Here is a 17348-nt window from a genome sequence, read left to right as displayed (position 1 = left end):
TCTAAACACCTCCAACCAACCCGTCAACCGTTTTTTTTCACCGTCCTGAACTTTTTTCTCCGCAGCGCCGAAGCGCTACAAAAAGCACAGAACCAATCCGGTCAACGGACCATCAAGCAAAACATCCACCAGACCCAAGTCTGGCGAACAGCTCACCCAACAGCACGATAGATTATTCCACTTGTCCGAAGGCCGAAGCCTTCAAAGAACCGTCGGTGATACTGGCCAAAACCACCATCACCCCGCCCCACAACTTGACAAACCATCCGGCCCGTCGTCGCGGGAGGCGCTGTATAGGCGCACAGCAAAACCGATGCAACAGGTTTTTTGAGGAAAAGTGAAAACCGTGTTGCATCCCTGTGACCAACCCAATGTAAGCCCGAAAGCAGGGCTTGGGCAGGGGGGAATGGCCCAACCTTTCGCATAGCTGGCTTTTCCGGTCAGGGTGGCAGATTGAATTATCTGCTGGGCCACATTATCTCCCTAACGGTTGGTCTTGAGCAGGCTCCTCCTCTATATAAGAACAGGTCGTATGGTTCCCCCTCCCCTCACCTCGCCCAATGACAGCGGGCCGGATAGTGAAAGGCTGTCGCCGCGCGCGCAGGCGACGCGGCTGCGTTTGATGCAGGCCGGCGCCGAGCTGCTGGGCGAGGTTGGGATTGAGCGCATCTCCACCAATCTGGTGGCAGCGCGCGCCGGGGTGACCCCCCCCATATTCTATCGCCATTTCAAGGATAAGTACGAGCTGCTGGCCGCCCTGGGGGAGGATCTGATGATCCGCCAGAATCGGGTGCTGGAAACCTGGCTGGCCCAGCATGGCGGCGGCTATGAGAAGCTGATCGAAGCCCATTATGATTTCCTGCTGGACTCCATCCGGGTCACCGCAGAGGTGCCCGGGTCTGTCTGGATCATGCGGGCCCTGCGGGCCGTGCCGTCGCTGGCCAATGTGCGGCTGGATTCCCATGAATGGGTGACGGATCGCATCATGGAAGCCATCCAGCCGCTGTTGCCGCAGGCCGATCCGGTAGAATTGCGGCTGCGCAGCCGCATCGCCGTCGAGGCGGGCTATAGCGTCATCGAACTGGCGCTGGAAGATGCCCAGCAAAGCCCGGAAGCCCTGTGTCGGGGCTTGACCCGGATGTGGGTCGGCGGCCTGCGCCACGCCCTGTAACTTTACCCTTAGCCCATGGCCCACCCTGTCGACCGCCCTTTTTGATGAAGGGCGGTAAAAGGCGCTTGCATCGGTCCAGCATATTAGCTATCACTAACTTATAAAGTTAGTTTACGCTAACGTTCATCCTTTAAACTGATCGCTATCGTGGGTGCCATGCCGAGAAGATCGAGCGTGTGGGCGCTGCGGGGCCTGCTTTGCCTGAATGTCCTGATCCTGCTGGGAGGGTGCGAGAGGCCAGCACCGGTGCCGGAAGCAGCCACCATCGCCACCCTGCGACCGGACAATCCGCACCTGTCGGAGATCTACGCCACCGCCTGTATGGCCTGCCACACCATGCCCGACAGTGGGGCACCGCAGACCGGCATGGTCAGCCAGTGGCAGCCCCGCCTGGCCAAGGGAATGCCCACCCTTTTGCAGAATGTTGTGCAGGGGCTGAACGGGATGCCGGCCGGTGGCCAATGCTTCGCCTGTACCACAGCCGATTATGAAGCGCTGATCCGCTTCATGAGCCAGCCGCCCGCCGCCCCATGAAACAGGAGCCATGATCCATGCTGTCACGGCGTTCACTTTTTTGGCTGATGGCGGGAGCCGCGACACTGGGCGGTGGCACCTGGGCCGCTTCCCATGTCGGGCAGCAGCCGGAACCGCCCATCCCGCCGGGACAGGATGCAGAGGGTCGGTTGCTGTGGCGCAACTGGTCCGGCATCCAGACCGCCTATCCGCAGCAACGCGCGGCACCGGCAGATGAAGGGGAACTGGCCGATTTGGTGCGGAATGCACCCGGCCCCCTGCGCGCCGTCGGCTCCGGCCATTCCTTCATGCCGCTGGTACCGACGCCAGGCACGCTGGTGACGCTGGACCGGATGGCCGGGCTGGTGACGCATGATCCAGCCAGCCTGAGTGCCACAGTGAGGGCGGGCACGCGGCTGGCCGATCTGGGGGCAGCCCTGGCCGGGATCGGCCAGGAAATGCCCAACCTGCCCGATATCAACAAGCAATCGCTGGGCGGCGCGCTGGCCACCGGCACCCATGGCACGGGCGCCAGCCTGCCGGCGCTGCATGGCAATGTCACCGCCCTGCGCATCGTCACCGGTCGGGGGGAGGTGCTGGATTGCGATGCAACGCAGAATGCTGAGCTGTTCCAGGCGGCACGGGTGGGGCTGGGGGCCTTTGGCATCGTCACAGAGGTGACGCTGCGCAACAGCCCGCTGCGCCGGGTGGACCGGAATGTCTGGGTGCAGCCACTGGAACAGACGCTGGCGGAATGGCCAGCCCTGCGGGCCAAGCACCGCAATGTGGAATTCTACTATCTTCCCTTCACCGACATGAGCGCCGTCATCAGCCATGATGAAACGGATGCCCCCGCCACCCCGCGCCCCCCGGCCCAGGATAATGAAGCGCTGCTGGATCTGAAGCGCCTGCGCGACTGGCTGGGTTGGTCGCCGGGCCTGCGCCGCCGGCTGGCCCGGCAGGTGCTGGGCGGGCTGAAACCGGAACGGGTGGTGGACGAAAGCTGGCGGCTTTTATCCAACGAACGCCCGGTACGCTTCAACGAGATGGAATTCCACCTGCCAGTGGATGCCCAGCCGCAAGCACTGCGGGAAGTGATCACCGCCATCGAAGGGGCGCGCAACGATGTGTTTTTCCCCATCGAGGCCCGGGCGGTGGCGCCGGATGACGCCTGGCTCTCCCCCTTCCAGGGGCGGATGACGGGTTCCATCGCCGTCCATGCCTATTACAAGGATCAGTATGATTTCCTTTATGAAATCGTCGAGCCGATCCTGCGCAGATATGAGGGGCGGCCACACTGGGGCAAGCTGAACCGGCTGACGGCCGCAGATTTTGCCAGCCTTTACCCGCGTTTCAATGATGCCGTGGCCCTGCGGCGGGAGGTCGATCCCGAGGGGCGTTTCCTCAATGATTATCTGCGGGGGATCATGGGGCATGGCTGAACAGCTCCACACCGCAGCCGCCCACGACGCCTATTTCGCCACCCTGTCGGCAGCACTGCACCGGGCCGGGCTGGCGGAACCGGTGCTGGTGCTGGATGAAGCGCGGCTGGCGGCCAATATCGCCGCCGTGTCCAGCACGTTGGACGATGGGCCGGCCGTGCGGCTGGTGGTCAAATCGCTGCCCTGTGCCGATCTGCTGCGGCGGATCGCCCGGCCGTTGGGCACGGATCGTTACATGGTGTTCAACCGCGCCATGACATTGGAGATGCGGCGGCTGGAGCCGGAGGCCGACCTGCTGCTGGGCAAGCCGCTGCCGGTGGCGGTGGCGGCGGCCTATTACGACACGGTGGGGGCCGGCCATCCAGGGCCGCACTGGTTGATCGATACGCCGCAGCGGCTGGCGGATTATCAGGCGATGGCCGCGGCACGCGGCATCAGGCTGCGCATCAATATTGAAATTGATGTGGGGCTGCATCGCGGCGGGGTGGGCGATCCGCTGGCGCTGGCGACATTGCTGGATCAGGTGGCACCCGGCACAGCGGTGACCGGGTTGATGGGCTATGACCCGCACATCGCCAAACTGCCCACCAGCCTGGGGCTGCGCCGCCGCGCGCTGGCGGCCAGCCAGGGGATTTACCGGCAGATGGTGGCGGTGCTGCGGCAGCGTCTGGGGTCGGGGCCGCTGATCCTTAACAGTGCCGGCAGCCCCACCTATGTTCTGCACGCCAAGGACAGTATCGCCAATGAGGTGGCCATCGGCTCTGCCTTCGTGAAGCCGGCGGATTTCGATCTGGACACGCTGGCCCATCACCAGCCCGCCTGTTTCATCGCCACACCGGTGCTGAAAACCGCCTGGCCGGCGCTGGCACCGGGGCTGGGGAGGCTCGCCTGGCTGGGGGGGCGGGCGCAGGCACAATTCATCCATGGCGGCCATTGGCTGGCCGATCCGGTGTCACCACCAGGATTGCGCCGCAGCGCCCTGTTTGGCCCCTCCAGCAACCAGGAATGCTGGCTGGGGCCGCACCGGCCGGCCTTGCGTCCGGGGGAGTGGCTGTTTCTGCGTCCCCGCCAGAGCGAGGCGGTTTTCCTGCAATTCGGTCCCATCGCCCGTTTTGACGGGCGGGAGATCACGGGCTTCTGGCCGGTCTTTCCGGTCTCGGCCTGAAACCGGTGCCGGCGCCTGCGGGTACAGGCGGCGGCACGGATGATAATCGCGGCCAAAAAGCCGCCCGGCTGACGAATGGCCGGCTAACAGGGGGTATCGGTCATGTTGCACGTCAAGGGGATCAAGAAGGTTCATCTGCTGCTGCTGTCCAGCGTTGCCCTGACAGCCCTGCCGGCCGCCGGGCAGGAGGCGATGCTGGAGGAAATCGTCGTCACCGCCCAGAAACGGCAGCAGAATTTGCAGGATGTGCCGGTCAGCGTGACCGCCATTGCCGGCGACGCGCTGCTGGATCAAGGGGTTGCCACTGTGCAGGATCTGGGCAAGCTGACGCCCGGCCTGCAGATCACCACCACCGATGCCGCCGCCAACCCGAAAATCTTCGTCCGGGGTGTCGGTCTGGCGGATTTCAATGCCAATGCATCGGGCGCCGTCGGCATTTATGTCGATGGGGCCTATGTCGCCTCCCCCCTGGCGCAGACGGGTCAGTTCTTCGATCTGGCCCAGGTGGAGGTGCTGAAAGGGCCACAAGGCACGCTCTATGGCCGCAACAGCACCGGTGGCGCCATCAACATCACCACCCGCCGGCCGGATTTTGATACCAGCGGCGAAGGGCAGATTTCCTATGGCCGTTACAACGCTGTGACCCTGCAGGCGGCCAGCAACGCCCCCATCATCGCCGACCGGCTGGCCATGCGCATTGCCGGGATTTATGAGCGTGATGATGGCCGCACCTATAACCGCGTCACCGGCGATGATGTGAACCGCACCAAGCGCTGGGCCGGCCGCGCCAGTTTCCTGCTGACCCCGACGGATGGGTTTGAAGCCGTTCTGCAAATCCATGGCGGGCAGAACCGGGGCGACAGCCATTATGCCCAATCCCGCGCGCTGGTGCCCATCAACACGGCCGCTGCCGGGCCGGACGGGCTCTGCGCCCCAGGGGCCGCGTCAGGCGCCTGCGTTGATGCGCTGGGCTATGCGGACACCGATAATGATCCCTATGCCGGGGATTACAACCTGAAGGGCCAGGATCGGATCGACCTTTATGGGGCCACGCTGAACCTGCGCTGGGATCTGGGCTCAGCGCGGCTTTATTCCATCACCGCCTATGACCATGCCAAGCGCAATAATGCGGAGGATACGGATGCCAGCCCCAACCAGTTGATGGAGGCCACATATCTGGCCACCCAGCGTGATTTCAGCCAGGAACTGCGGCTGGAAGGGGAATGGGAGCGGGTGAAGGCGGTCGGCGGGCTTTATTACCTGCATGATTATCTGGATACAAACAGCCAATATGATGTGCTGCGCGCCCTGCGCCCGATGTTCACCACCCCGGACAATCCCACCGGCCTGTCGATTGAAAATAATGTCGCCATCGTGGGCTTCCCCTATCGCCAGACGACGGATTCCTATGCCGGCTTCGGGCAGGTGGATTTCCAGGCCAGCGACCGGCTGACCCTGACGGCCGGTCTGCGCTATTCCCGCGACGAGAAGGATTTCCATTATCGCAGCACGGTGGAACAGGTCATCGACCTGTTCAGCCTGGATGCCGCCAAAAGCTTTGAGAGTGTTTCCGGCCGGCTGGCGGCATCCTTGAAGCTGACCGACGATGTCATGGCCTATGCCAGCTATAATCGCGGCTATAAGAGCGGCGGTTTCTTCGGCGGCTATACGCGCGATCCGGCCGATCTGGCCCCCTATGATGATGAAACGCTAGACGCCTATGAGATTGGCGGCAAGACGGAATGGCTGAACCGAAGGCTGCGGCTGAACCTGTCCGGTTTCTTCTATAATTACCAGGATCTGCAGGTCTTCCAGTTAATCCAGCGCGGCGGTCTGCCGGTGCAGACCTTCACCAATGCCGCCAGCGCCCATATCTGGGGCAGCGAATTCGAACTGACGGCCCTGCCGCTGGCGGGGCTGGAGCTTGGCCTGTCCGGTGCCTTCCTGGATGCCAAGTACCGGGATTTCATCTCCCAGGGGGAAAATCTGGATGGCAACCGCCTGCCCTCCTCCCCCCGCTGGTCGCTGACGGGAACGATCAGCCACCGGCAACAGGTGGAAGGGCTGGGGGAACTGGCGCTGACGGCCAATCTCTCCTACCGTTCCAAGGTCTATTTCGACAGCCGCAATCTGGAGCGGTTGAGCCAGAAGGGCTATTGGCTGGCCGACCTGACCCTGGGCTGGACCGCCAGCGATGGCGGCATAGGTGCCGGGGTGACGGTCGCCAACCTGTTCGACAAGGATTATGTCGTCGATATCAATAATCTCAGCAGTTTCGGCCTGGATGCCGTGAATTACGGGCGGCCCCGGCGGGTCAGTGCCTATCTGCGCTGGACCTATTGAGGGGGATGGCTGCTTCCCGCCGCCCCCTCCCTTCCCCGCCATCCTGGCTGTGCCTGGGATGGCGGGGAGATTTTTCTTCCCCCCCTGTCCCCTGCCAGGAATTCTGCCGTGCCGCCCCTGCCCCCTCCGGACACAACCGATACCCTGGATGCCGCCTTTGCCCGGCTGCGCGCGGCGGCCCAGGCCGACCCGTTCCCGGATGCCGCCACCCGGCGGGGGTGGCTGACGGCACTGGCCGATGGGCTGGCGAAGCGGCAGGATGAGATTGTTGCCGCCATCGATGCAGATTTCGGCGGGCGGCTGGCGCATGAAACCCTGTTTGCGGAAATCTTCGTCACCGTCGCCGCCCTGCGCCACGCAAGCCGGCACCTGAAAGGCTGGATGAAAAGACGGCGACGGTCAGTGCCGCTGACCCTGCAGCCGGGCAGCGCCTGGATAGCACCACAACCGTTGGGCGTGGTGGGGGTGATCGCCCCCTGGAACTATCCGCTGCAACTGGCGCTTTGTCCCCTGGCCGGCATTCTGGCGGCCGGCAACCGGGTGCTGCTGAAACCATCGGAACTGACCCCGCGCACCACGGCCCTGATCGCCGACCTGCTGGCCCAGGCCCTGCCCGGCACGGTCGCCGCCTGTGTCTCCGGCGGGCCGGAACTGGGAATGCACTTTGCCGGGTTGCCGCTGGACCATCTGCTGTTCACCGGCTCCACCCGTGTCGGGCGGATGGTGATGCAGGCCGCTGCCGCCAACCTGACGCCGGTGACGCTGGAACTGGGCGGCAAGTCACCGGCCCTGCTGCTGCCAGATGCGGATATCGCGGCGGCCGCCGCCGATATCGCCTATGGCAAGCTGACCAATGCCGGGCAGACCTGTGTGGCGCCGGATTATGTGCTGCTGCCCCGCCCGGCACTGGAACCATTTCTGACGGCGATCAAGCACAGTGCTGCCCGCTATTTCCCTGCCCGCAATGGCGCGGCGGAGATGAGCGTGATTTTCGGCGCGCGCGGCCGGGAGCGGGCCCAGACCCTGCTGGCGGAAGCTAAGAGCCGGGGCCTGCGGGTGGAGCCGCTGTGCGCCCCGCCCCCCGGCTCAGACCTGGTGCCATCGGCCATTATCGACCCACCGGCGGATATCGCCCTGATGCGGGAGGAGCTGTTTGCCCCACTGCTGCCCATCATTCCCTATGATGATCTGGAAGCGGCCCTGGCCCAGATCAATGGGCGGGACCGGCCCTTGGCGCTCTATCTGTTCGGGCGTGATGGCGCGGTGATCGACCGGGTGCTGTCGCGCACCCATGCCGGTGGTGTCAGCATCAATGACACGCTGATCCATGTGGCGGTTGACGATCTGCCCTTTGGCGGGGTCGGCCCCAGCGGCATGGGCCGCTATCACGGGCGGGACGGGTTCGACAATTTCAGCCATCTGAAGCCGGTCTTCCGGCGGGGCGGCCCCCGCACCGACCGGCTGATCCGCCCGCCCCTGAACGGTTTGCACCGGAAATTACTGCGCCTGCTGATCGGCCGCTGAAGGATATCCCCATGGCCCAGATCACCCATGCCCGTGCCGCCGCCTATGGCGCCGGTTCCATTGCGGCTGCCAGTTTCGTGGTCACGCCGCAATTGCTGCTGCTGTTTTTCCTGACCGAGACGCTGGCGGTACCGCCGGCTTGGGCAGGGCTGGCGGTGCTGTTGCCCAAGGCGTGGGAATTCATCTTCGATCCCACGGTCGGCCTGCTGTCCGACCGGGCACGCCTGAAAAGCGGGCGGCGCTGGCCCTGGCTGCTGGCGGGGGCCTGCCTGTTTCCCCCCAGCTTTGCCCTGCTGTTCGCCCCGCCCTTGCTGGATGATTGGCGGCTGACCCTGGCCTGGGTGACGGTCAGCTTCCTGCTCTGCACCAGCGCTTACTCCATCTTCGCCATCCCCTTCGTCACCATGCCGGGGGAGGTGTCGGACGATCCGGCCACCCGCACCCGCGTGGTGGCCTGGCGCATGGCTTTTGTCGGTGTTGGCGTGCTGACGGCGGGCGGGCTGGCCCCGCTGCTGGTGGAAACCAGCGGGGGTGGACGGGAAGGTTTCGCCCGCATGGGGCTGGCCATCGCCCTGCTGGGCGGGCTGGTGATGCTGACGGCGGGGCTGGCCGCCCGTGGCTTCCGGCAGGTGAAACCGGCACCAGCACCACGGGCCCGGCACCCGCTGCGCCATCTGCTGGGCAACCGGGCCTATCGCTGGCTGTGGATTTCCTATGTGGTGCAGATGGTTTCCATCGCCGTCAGCGCCGCCCTGCTGCCTTATGCCGTGCAGCATGTGATGAAGGCCCCCAGCAGCATGGTGTCGGTGCTGTTCGTCGCCATGACGGCGGGCAGCATCCTGACCATGCCGGTCTGGGTGAAGATCAGGGGCCGGCTTGGCGCGATGCGGGCCTATCTGCTGGCCTCCATCGTCTGCGCCGCCGGCTCTGCCGCCCTGTTCAGCGTCGTCACCGGCAATGGGGTGTTGGCGTGTCTGGCGGCCCTGGCCTTCGGCATCGGACAGGCCGGGCAGCAATTGCTGCCGCTGTCGCTGTTACCGTCGGCGACGGAGGCAGAGGACAAGGCCGCCGGCGCCCGCCATGCTGGCCTGTTTGCCGGCATCTGGGTGGCGGGGGAAAAGCTGGGCATGGCGCTTGGCGGTGCCCTGGCCGCCCTGATGCTGGGTCTGGTCGGCTATGTCGAAGGCGGGGTGGCGCAGGCGGCCGCGGCCGTGGCCGCGATTCCCTGGTTGTTCGCCATCATCCCCGGCCTGATCCTGCTGGCCAGCCTGCTGCCCCTGCGCCACCTGCACCGCATCGCGCCCAAACTGGGGGATTGAACCGCAACGACAAGAAGGAGGGTTGCATCCGCAGTCACAGAATTCTATGAATGCAACTCATTCTTAATTCTGTCTGCCGGGCGGCATATCACCGCCCCAGGAAGAGCCCCCCTTGCCATCGGCCGCCGATACCACCGCCCACTCCATCCAGACGCTCTATGCCGACCATCATGGCTGGCTGCAGGGGTGGCTGCGTCGGCGGCTGGGCAATGCGGCGGATGCGGCGGATCTGGCCCATGACACGTTCTTGCGGCTGATCGCCTCCCGCGATGCGCTGATCGGCTTGCAGGAACCCCGCGCCTATCTGACCACCACCGCCAGGCGGCTGCTGATCGACCGGTCGCGCCACCGGGTGATTGAACAGGCCTATCTGGCGGAGCTGGCGCTGCTGGCAGATACGCTGCCGCATTACCCGTCGCCAGCCGAAATCATGGCGGCGCTGGAAGCGCTGAACCAGATCGCCCAGGCGCTGGACCGGGTGCCGCCGCGCGTCCGCGAGGCCTTCCTGCGCCATTATCTGGAACAGCAGACCCAGGCGGAGATCGCCCTGGCACTGGGTGTTTCCAAACGGATGGTGCAGAAATATCTGGCCCAGGCGCTGGTCTGCTGCCACGCCCATTGCCCGGCCCTGGCGGAGCATGGGCTGTGACCGGCGGCGATCCCATCCTGGCACAGGCCGCCGAATGGATCGTGCGGCTGGGCGATGATGATCCGGCGGAACGGGCCGTGGCAGCACGGGAATTCGCCGCCTGGAAGGCCGCCGACCCGCGCCATGCCGCCGCCGCCGCGCGGATGGAGGCGGTACTGGGCCGGGTGCAGTCGCTGCGTGGCCCCAGCACCGCCCGCCCGGCCCTGGCTGCCCTGGCGGCCGCCGGGAAACCGCGTGGCAGGCGTCCTTTGGTTGCCGGCGCCACGCTGGTGCTGGCCCTATGCTTGCCCTTGTGGGCTGCCCTCTTCCTCTGGCCGCCCGCCTATCTGCTGGCCGACCTGCGCACCGACAAAAGCGAATGGCAAAGCCGCGAACTGGCGGATGGCACCCGCATCACCCTGTCCGGCAACAGCGCGGTGAACCTGCATTATGATGCGGAGAGCCGGCGGCTGGAGCTGATCAGCGGTGACATTCTGATAGATGTCGCCAAGGATGCCGCCCGCCCCTTCCTGGTGGAAACCGCCCATGGCCGCATCCGCGCCCTGGGAACCCGCTTCACGGTGGAGCGGCGGGCAGATGAAACCGTGGTGGAAATGCTGGAATCCAGCACCAGCATCACCGCCCGCCAGCCGGTGGCAGGGGCCGCAGCCCTGACCATCAGCGCCGGCCAGACCGCCCATATCAGCGCAGAGGGCGTCAGCCAGGGCACGCCGGTGGACCCGGCCAGCCTGGATGATGCCTGGAAACGGCATCAGCTGGTGGTCAGCGACCAGCCCCTGGCCGATGTGCTGGATGCGCTGTCGCGCCACCGGCGCGGCCGTATCCTCTATGACCGGCAGCAGATTGCCGGCCTGCGCGTCACGGCGGTGCTGCCGCTGGATGATACAGACCGGGCGCTGCGGCTGCTGCACAGCAGTTTCCCCAGCCTGCGGCTGCGCACGCTCACCGCCTATCTGGTGCTGGTGGATGCGCCGCCATGATGGACAGGGATTTGCACAGCGGCGTAAAAAATTTCGCCATCGCGGTTCCACTTTTCTCATCTCGCCCGTCAACCGGTTGGAATGACCACCGGATTGGGGAAGAGGAACCCGCCATCATGCATGTACCGCGTCTTTACCGGCTGGCGCTGGCCGGCAGTACCGCCCTTGCCAGCCTGACGGCCACCACCCCGCTGGCTGCCTGCGCCCAGACGGCCCAGCAGGCCGCCACCTATGATATCCCCGCCGGGCCGCTGGCCCAGGTGCTGAACCGTTTCGCCCAGCAGGCCGGCATTGCCATTGCCATGGATGCCACCCTGTTGCAGGGGCGGCAAAGCCAGGGGCTGCGCGGTACCTATGGGGTGGCGGATGGCTTCACCCAATTGCTGCGCGGCAGCGGTTTCCGCATGGGCCGGACGGGCAGCGGCTATACGCTGGTGCCGGGGGAAGCCCCTTCCACTTCCCCGGCACCAGCCGCAGCCGCCGGCACCATGCTGCTGCCCACCTTGAGCGTGGAAGGCAGCGCCCTGCACAGCGGCACCACGGAAGGCACAGGTTCCTATACGGCCGGGCCGATGCGCAGCGCCACCGGCCTGGCCCTGACCATGCGGGAAACCCCGCAGACCGTGGCCGTACTGTCCCGCCAGCGGCTGGACGACCAGCACATCACCACCGTGGAAGATGCCATGGTCAATTCGCCGGGCATCGTCTTCAAGAAGAAGGCGACGGCGGATGATAATGAAAAGGGCCTGTTTGCCCGCAACATGGAAATCACCAACATGCTGGTGGACGGTGTCCCCATGCACAAGGATTTCAAAGCCTTGAGCATGGACACCGCCCTTTATGACCGGATTGAGATCGTGCGCGGCTCCACCGGTTTGATGAGCGGCAATGGCAATCCCGCCGCCGCCATCAATCTGGTGCGCAAGAAGCCGACCGACAGTTTCGCGGGGGAGGCCAAGGCCACCATCGGTTCCTGGCAGCAGAAGCGGCTGGAACTGGATGCCGGCGGCCCGCTGAACCAGACGGGCAGCCTGCGCGCCCGTCTGGTTGGCGCCTGGGAGGATGGTGAATCCTATGTCGACCGGCTGGAGGCGGATTCCCGTCTGCTCTATGGCGTGGTGGAACTGGACCTCTCCGAACGCACCTTGCTGACCCTGAGCGGTGAATATCAACGCAAGCATTGCACCGCCTGTTCCTATTTCGGTTTCCCCGGCGTTTTTGCCGATGGCACACTCACGGATTTCCCGGTTTCCTACAATTCCGCCACGAACTGGAGCCGGCAGACCCGCACTCGCTATAATTTGGCCGGCACGCTGGATCATGAATTTGACGGCGGCTGGCAGGGGTCGTTGACCCTGACCCGCACCGGCGACAAGAATGACCGCACCTATGGCTGGTTCAGCGATAATGGGCTGGCCGATGCGAAAACCGGGGCCGGGGCCAAATTGTGGGTGGCGAAATGGCCGATCCCCAAGACGCAAACCGCGCTGGATGCCAGCCTTTCCGGCCCGGTCACCCTGTTTGGCCGCCAGCATGACCTGTCATTCGGTGCCAACCTGTCCCGCACGCGCGCCGACTATACGCTTTATCCGCTCTGGAACGTGCCGGGCTATGACGCCAGCGTGCCCAATATCTTCACCTGGAACGGCAACAAGCCGGAACCGGTCTGGCAAACCAGCGGCAAGCGTTATTTCCTGGAAAAGCAGGCCTCTATCCATGGTGCCGCCCGGCTGCGTCCGACGGACAGCCTGTCCGTCATCCTGGGCAGCCGCATCACCTGGTTCAACCAGAACGCCTCCTATGATTATGTGCAATGGGGATACAGCCCCGACAAGATGAAGGAGGATGGCAAGATCATCCCCTATGTCGGGGCGGTGCAGGATCTGACCGACAACCTTTCCCTTTATGCCAGCTATACCAGCATCTTCCAGCCGCAGCAGAACCAGGATGTCAGCGGCCGGGTGCTGGACCCGCTGGTCGGCGATACGTTCGAAGCCGGCCTGAAGGGCGCCTTCTTCGATGAAAAGCTGAATGCCAGCCTAGCCCTGTTCAAAAGCCTGCAGGACAATTACCCGGTGGTGGATGGCAGCAAGCTGGCCCCCAATGGCGATTCCGCCTATCTGGCCGCCGACGGTGCCCGCATCAAGGGCGTGGAGGTCGACCTTTCCGGCGAATTGCTGCCGGATTGGCAGGTACAGGCCAGCTACACCTATGCCAAGCCGGATCTGCCGCAGGGGTTCGACGTCAATGTCGGCCTGCCGCGCCATGTGGCCAAACTGTACAGCACCTATCGCCTGCCCGATGCCTGGAACCGGCTGACCGTCGGCGGGGGGGCCCGCTGGGAAAGCCGCAGCCGCTTTGTCGCCCGGGGTGATTTCGCCAGCGCCGTCTATTCCGTGCAACGGGACTTCATCATCCTGGATGCGATGGCGAAGTATGACCTGAATGACGCGCTGACCGCCTCACTGAACATCAGCAACCTGCTGGATGAGAAATATTATGCCAGCACCAATGTTTACAGCAACTTCTACGGCGAACCGCGCCGCTTCTCCCTGTCCCTGACCTACCGATACTGAAGGAGGCCCCATGCGCATCACCGGCCATCACCCGCTTTGGCGCATCGCCGCCGCCGTGCTGGGCGGCTATGCCTTCACCTGGGGCTTCATCGCCCTGGGTATGGCGGGCGCCTTCGCGCTCGGCATGTCGTTCCACGATGCCGAACATCTGACAGCCATCATCGGCTTCCTGATCTATCTGGTGCTGTTCCTGTGGGCCTTCGCGGCCCGCAGTCTGGCACGGGTCTGGACCGTGACGGCGGGCGGGGCGGTGGTGATGGCCGGTGCCGCCAGCCTGATCCAGCATCAGCTAACCTGACCGACAGGAACGAAGGAAACCACCCATGTTTCAGAGCTTCCGCCTCTCCATGGCCTGGCTGCACACCTGGTTCGGCCTGACGCTGGGCTTCGTGCTGATGGTCGTCTTCTTCTTTGGCGCGCTGTCGGTATTTGACCGGGAAATCGACCGCTGGGCCGTGCCGCAATCCCGCTTCGAACCCCAGCCGATGCCGCGCTTCGATACGATCCTGCGGCCGGTGTTCGAGCAGATGCAGCCGACAAAGGAGGCCATCGCGGCGATGGCGCCGCGCGTCAACGGCCCCATGCCGGAGATCTATCCGGTCATCGAGCGGATGGGGGCCTATACCACCCACCGTGACCCGGTGCTGAACCTGTTCGTCGGTTTCGACGTGCCCAATGCGAAAGACCCGGAAGAAGCCATCTGGGCCTATCGCACCATCGATCCGCGCACGGGTGAAAGTCTGCCCGATGACCGGCTGAAGATCGGCAGCGAGTTCTTCTATCCGCTGCATTACAGCCTGAACCTGCATTGGCGGGATATCGGATACTGGGTCGTCGGCTCGGCCGCCCTGGTGATGCTGGCGGCCCTGGTCAGCGGCGTGGTGATGCATCGCAAGATCTTCCGGGAATTTTTCACCTTCCGGCCGGGCAAAACCAGCCAGCGCAGCGTGCTGGACCTGCATAACCTGACGGGCGTGGTGGCCCTGCCCTTCCATTTCTTCTTCGCCTTCACCGGGCTGGTGATCTTCGCCGGCATCTATTTCCCCGTCGGCCACACCCAGTTGGACCCGCTGCATGAGATGAGCGAGCGGCTGGAGGCGGCGGAAACCGGCCTGCCGCATGACAGGGCCGGCGTATCCGCCCCGCTTGCCTCCGTTGATGCCATGGTGGCGGATGCGCAGCGGCGTTGGCATGACAAGGGCATGGCCGGCGAGGTGGGTTTTCTGGTGTTGCAGCATGTCGGCGACGCCAATGGCTATGTCAGCGTCTATCGCGCCGGCACCGACCGGATTGCCCTGACGGGCGAGGGTATTCATTACAAAGCCGCCACCGGGGAGCTGCTGCGTGAAGACCCGGCCCCCGGCTTTGTCGATAATCTCAACGAGTTCCTGACGGGCCTGCATCTCCAGCATTTCCGCCATTGGCTGCTGCGCTGGCTCTATGTGCTGGGCGGCTTGACGGGTTGTGTCTGTATCGCCACCGGCTTCATCTTCTTTGTCGAAAAGCGCAAGCGCCAACACGCCAAGCAGGGCGTCCAGGGCGCCCGGCTGGTGGATGCGCTGGCGGTCACCACGGTGACGGGCATGGTGCTGGCTGCCCTGGGAATGCTGATCGCCAACAAGCTGCTGCCCGACAGTTTGCCAGCCGGCTGGCCGCCGCGCGGCGATCTGGAACAATATGCCTTCTGGGCAAGCTGGCTGCTGGCCTTCATCCATGCGCTGGCACGCAGCGGGCCGGTGGCGGCGGGCCTGCTCTCCCCCGCCTGGGCGGAACAGTGCCGGGCCATCGCCGTGCTGGCGCCACTGGCCGTGCTGTTGAACTGGATCATCACCGGGGACCATCTGCTGCGCACCCTGTCGGCCCTTTACTGGCCGGTGGCCGGGCTGGACCTCTGCTTGCTGGCCAGCGCCGGCGTGGCGCTGCTGGCGGCAGCCAAGCTGAAGCGCCGGGCCCTGGCGGCCCCCGCCACCAACAAGGCCAAGACGGGAGCGGCCCATGCCTGAGATCGTGATGTTGAGCGTGGCCATGCTGGCCAGTATCGCCGGCATGGGCTGGCTGGCCCTGGCGATGGAAGCGCATTGGGGCCAGGTTTTCGGCCCCCGCGCCCAGCGCCCGCGCACCATCCGGGGCCTGCGGGTGGGCGGCGGGCTGGCCCTGGCCCTGTCGCTGGGCCTGTGCCTGGGGGCCGATCACCCCACCATGGCGGCCCTGGTCTGGATCATGACCCTGGCCGCCGGGGCCTTGACGGTGGCGTTTACCCTGTCATGGCGGCCGGGGCTGCTGCGGGTATTGCTGCCAGGGGTTTGAGGGGGACCATTCGGAGCGGTGGGCACACCGCTCCGAATGAACGGGGGTCTACGCAACACTGTGCAACGGAATTAAGGGGGGTGTTGCGTAGCGGAACCGGCTGTCAGTCCTTTGTGTCATTTGCACGCCAAGGGCTTATTTATGCTGCCAGCGCTGAAGCTTTAACCCTTCAAGGGATAGCGATCTCCATCCCGTCATGATAAACTCTATCTCATGAAAACAACATCCGCAAAACTTCGAAACGCCCCCAAATCCGGCCAGTTCATCCTCACCAGCGCGCGAGGGGGGAAGTTCTGCGCAGTTGAGGGGCTTACACTCTCGCCACGGATGGCAACCACCCTGCAGCAAGGTGCCGAACAAGGTCTCTCCGGGGATGAACGGCGGGCGTTGGTGATGGAAACCCTCCGGCGGAAATAGGGGTCCATTGCTCTATACAGCACACACCGACCCATTATGGATTCCCGGAACCACGGTTCTTCGAAATCGGCTCGGCATTACGAATCAGACCGAGCTAGACGAAGCGGAGTTGGCCTTCTTCCTTATTCGGGCTGACGAACCCCTTCCATCAGGCCATTTGGATATAGCGCACTATCGACGCATCCATCATCACCTGTTCCAGGATGTTTACGAATGGGCGGGAGAGTACCGGTCAGTCCGGATCGGCAAGGGCGGCAATTGGTTTTGCTTTCCTGAATATATCCCCCAAGCGCTGGGACAGGCATTTGCGGATTACGGCCCCATCGATGAAATTGCCAAACGTTCCATCAGAGAATTTGCACAGCTTACCGCGCATTTTCTGGCGGAAATCAATGCTGTTCACCCATTTCGTGAGGGGAACGGGCGCACACAACTGACTTTTCTGACAATGTTGGCAGCAAATGCAGGTTATTCGGTGAATGACAGCATCCTTGAGCCGAAGGAAGTGCTGTCCGCCATGATTGAGAGCTTTTGCGGGCAGGAGGAACGATTGTTCCGTTTGGTTCTGGCCTATATCTGTTAGGCCGCCCCTCACCCGCACACATTCTCCGCCGGTGTCGCACAGTAAAGCTCATACAGGGTCTGGATCACCCGGCCGGCTTCTTCGCTGGCCAGGGCGTAATAGATGGTCTGGCCGTCGCGGCGGGCGCGGACGAGGCCGTCCTTGCGCAGCAAGGCCAATTGCTGCGAGACCGCCGTTTCGCGCACGCCGATGCGCTGGGCCAGATCGCCGACGGAGCGTTCGCCCTGGATCAACTGGCACAGGATCATCAGGCGGGAGCGGTTGCCCAGCGCCTTCAACAGATCGACCGCACGGTCGGCATTGGCTTGCATGTCATGCATATTCATATCCATGCAGATAGAGCGGATTTCAGGGGGCGT

At 64.3% G+C, this 17348-nt stretch carries 15 protein-coding genes; 14 read left to right on the top strand and 1 reads right to left on the bottom strand.

The window, feature by feature from the left end; all coding sequences use genetic code 11:
- The first annotated feature begins 532 nt into the window (after positions 1-532).
- The 14 genes from PCJ49_RS23415 (at position 533) to PCJ49_RS23350 (ending at position 16989) form a co-directional block, all read left to right on the top strand.
- Entirely contained in the window at positions 533-1171 is a 639-nt protein-coding gene (locus PCJ49_RS23415; RefSeq protein WP_269913096.1) for a TetR/AcrR family transcriptional regulator, read from the top strand.
- Between the two features lie 174 nt (positions 1172-1345).
- Entirely contained in the window at positions 1346-1705 is a 360-nt protein-coding gene (locus PCJ49_RS23410) for a c-type cytochrome (protein WP_269913095.1), read from the top strand.
- A gap of 17 nt (positions 1706-1722) precedes the next feature.
- Positions 1723-3126 (top strand): D-arabinono-1,4-lactone oxidase, encoded by a 1404-nt coding sequence (locus PCJ49_RS23405; protein ID WP_269913094.1) that lies wholly within the window; start codon positions 1723-1725, stop codon positions 3124-3126.
- A complete protein-coding gene (locus PCJ49_RS23400; RefSeq protein ID WP_269913093.1) occupies positions 3119-4291 on the top strand; it encodes an alanine racemase in 1173 nt (390 codons plus the stop codon). The genes PCJ49_RS23405 and PCJ49_RS23400 overlap by 8 nt, the downstream gene beginning before the upstream one ends.
- Positions 4292-4393: 102 nt before the next feature.
- A complete protein-coding gene (locus PCJ49_RS23395) occupies positions 4394-6634 on the top strand; it encodes a TonB-dependent receptor (protein WP_269913092.1) in 2241 nt (746 codons plus the stop codon).
- A 108-nt stretch (positions 6635-6742) separates the two neighbouring features.
- Positions 6743-8158 carry an aldehyde dehydrogenase family protein gene (locus PCJ49_RS23390; protein ID WP_269913091.1) on the top strand — a complete coding sequence of 472 codons (1416 nt, stop codon included), beginning with the start codon at positions 6743-6745 and terminating at the stop codon, positions 8156-8158.
- Between the two features lie 11 nt (positions 8159-8169).
- Complete coding sequence (locus PCJ49_RS23385) at positions 8170-9477, top strand: MFS transporter (RefSeq protein ID WP_269913090.1); 1308 nt, start codon at positions 8170-8172, stop codon at positions 9475-9477.
- Positions 9478-9589: 112 nt separating this feature from the next.
- Positions 9590-10126, top strand: a complete 537-nt coding sequence (locus tag PCJ49_RS23380; RefSeq protein ID WP_269913089.1) for a sigma-70 family RNA polymerase sigma factor — start codon at positions 9590-9592, stop codon at positions 10124-10126.
- Positions 10123-11106: a FecR domain-containing protein gene (locus PCJ49_RS23375; protein WP_269913088.1), complete on the top strand. Its 984-nt coding sequence runs from the start codon at positions 10123-10125 to the stop codon at positions 11104-11106. The genes PCJ49_RS23380 and PCJ49_RS23375 overlap by 4 nt, the downstream gene beginning before the upstream one ends.
- A gap of 116 nt (positions 11107-11222) precedes the next feature.
- Positions 11223-13682 (top strand): TonB-dependent receptor, encoded by a 2460-nt coding sequence (locus PCJ49_RS23370; protein ID WP_269913087.1) that lies wholly within the window; start codon positions 11223-11225, stop codon positions 13680-13682.
- Positions 13683-13692: 10 nt separating this feature from the next.
- A complete protein-coding gene (locus PCJ49_RS23365) occupies positions 13693-13980 on the top strand; it encodes a DUF3649 domain-containing protein (protein WP_269913086.1) in 288 nt (95 codons plus the stop codon).
- Positions 13981-14005: 25 nt separating this feature from the next.
- The gene (locus tag PCJ49_RS23360) at positions 14006-15685 is read left to right on the top strand and encodes a PepSY-associated TM helix domain-containing protein (protein ID WP_269913085.1); all 1680 of its coding nucleotides are present in this window, start codon (positions 14006-14008) and stop codon (positions 15683-15685) included.
- Positions 15678-15989, top strand: coding sequence for a DUF3325 domain-containing protein (locus PCJ49_RS23355; RefSeq protein ID WP_269913084.1), 312 nt, complete (start codon positions 15678-15680; stop codon positions 15987-15989). Before PCJ49_RS23360 ends, PCJ49_RS23355 begins: the two co-directional genes overlap by 8 nt.
- 526 nt (positions 15990-16515) lie before the next feature.
- A complete protein-coding gene (locus PCJ49_RS23350; protein ID WP_269913083.1) occupies positions 16516-16989 on the top strand; it encodes a Fic family protein in 474 nt (157 codons plus the stop codon).
- An 8-nt stretch (positions 16990-16997) separates the two neighbouring features.
- On the opposite strand, the gene PCJ49_RS23345 is transcribed toward PCJ49_RS23350, so the two are convergent.
- A complete protein-coding gene (locus tag PCJ49_RS23345; protein WP_269913082.1) occupies positions 16998-17309 on the bottom strand; it encodes a metalloregulator ArsR/SmtB family transcription factor in 312 nt (103 codons plus the stop codon).
- Between the last annotated feature and the right edge of the window lie 39 nt (positions 17310-17348).

The sequence above is a fragment of the Niveispirillum sp. BGYR6 genome, assembly GCF_027568365.1.
Classification (GTDB): Bacteria; Pseudomonadota; Alphaproteobacteria; order Azospirillales; family Azospirillaceae; genus Niveispirillum.
Note: the sequence above shows the minus strand (reverse complement) of the source record. Positions and strands in the feature narration are given on the sequence as shown.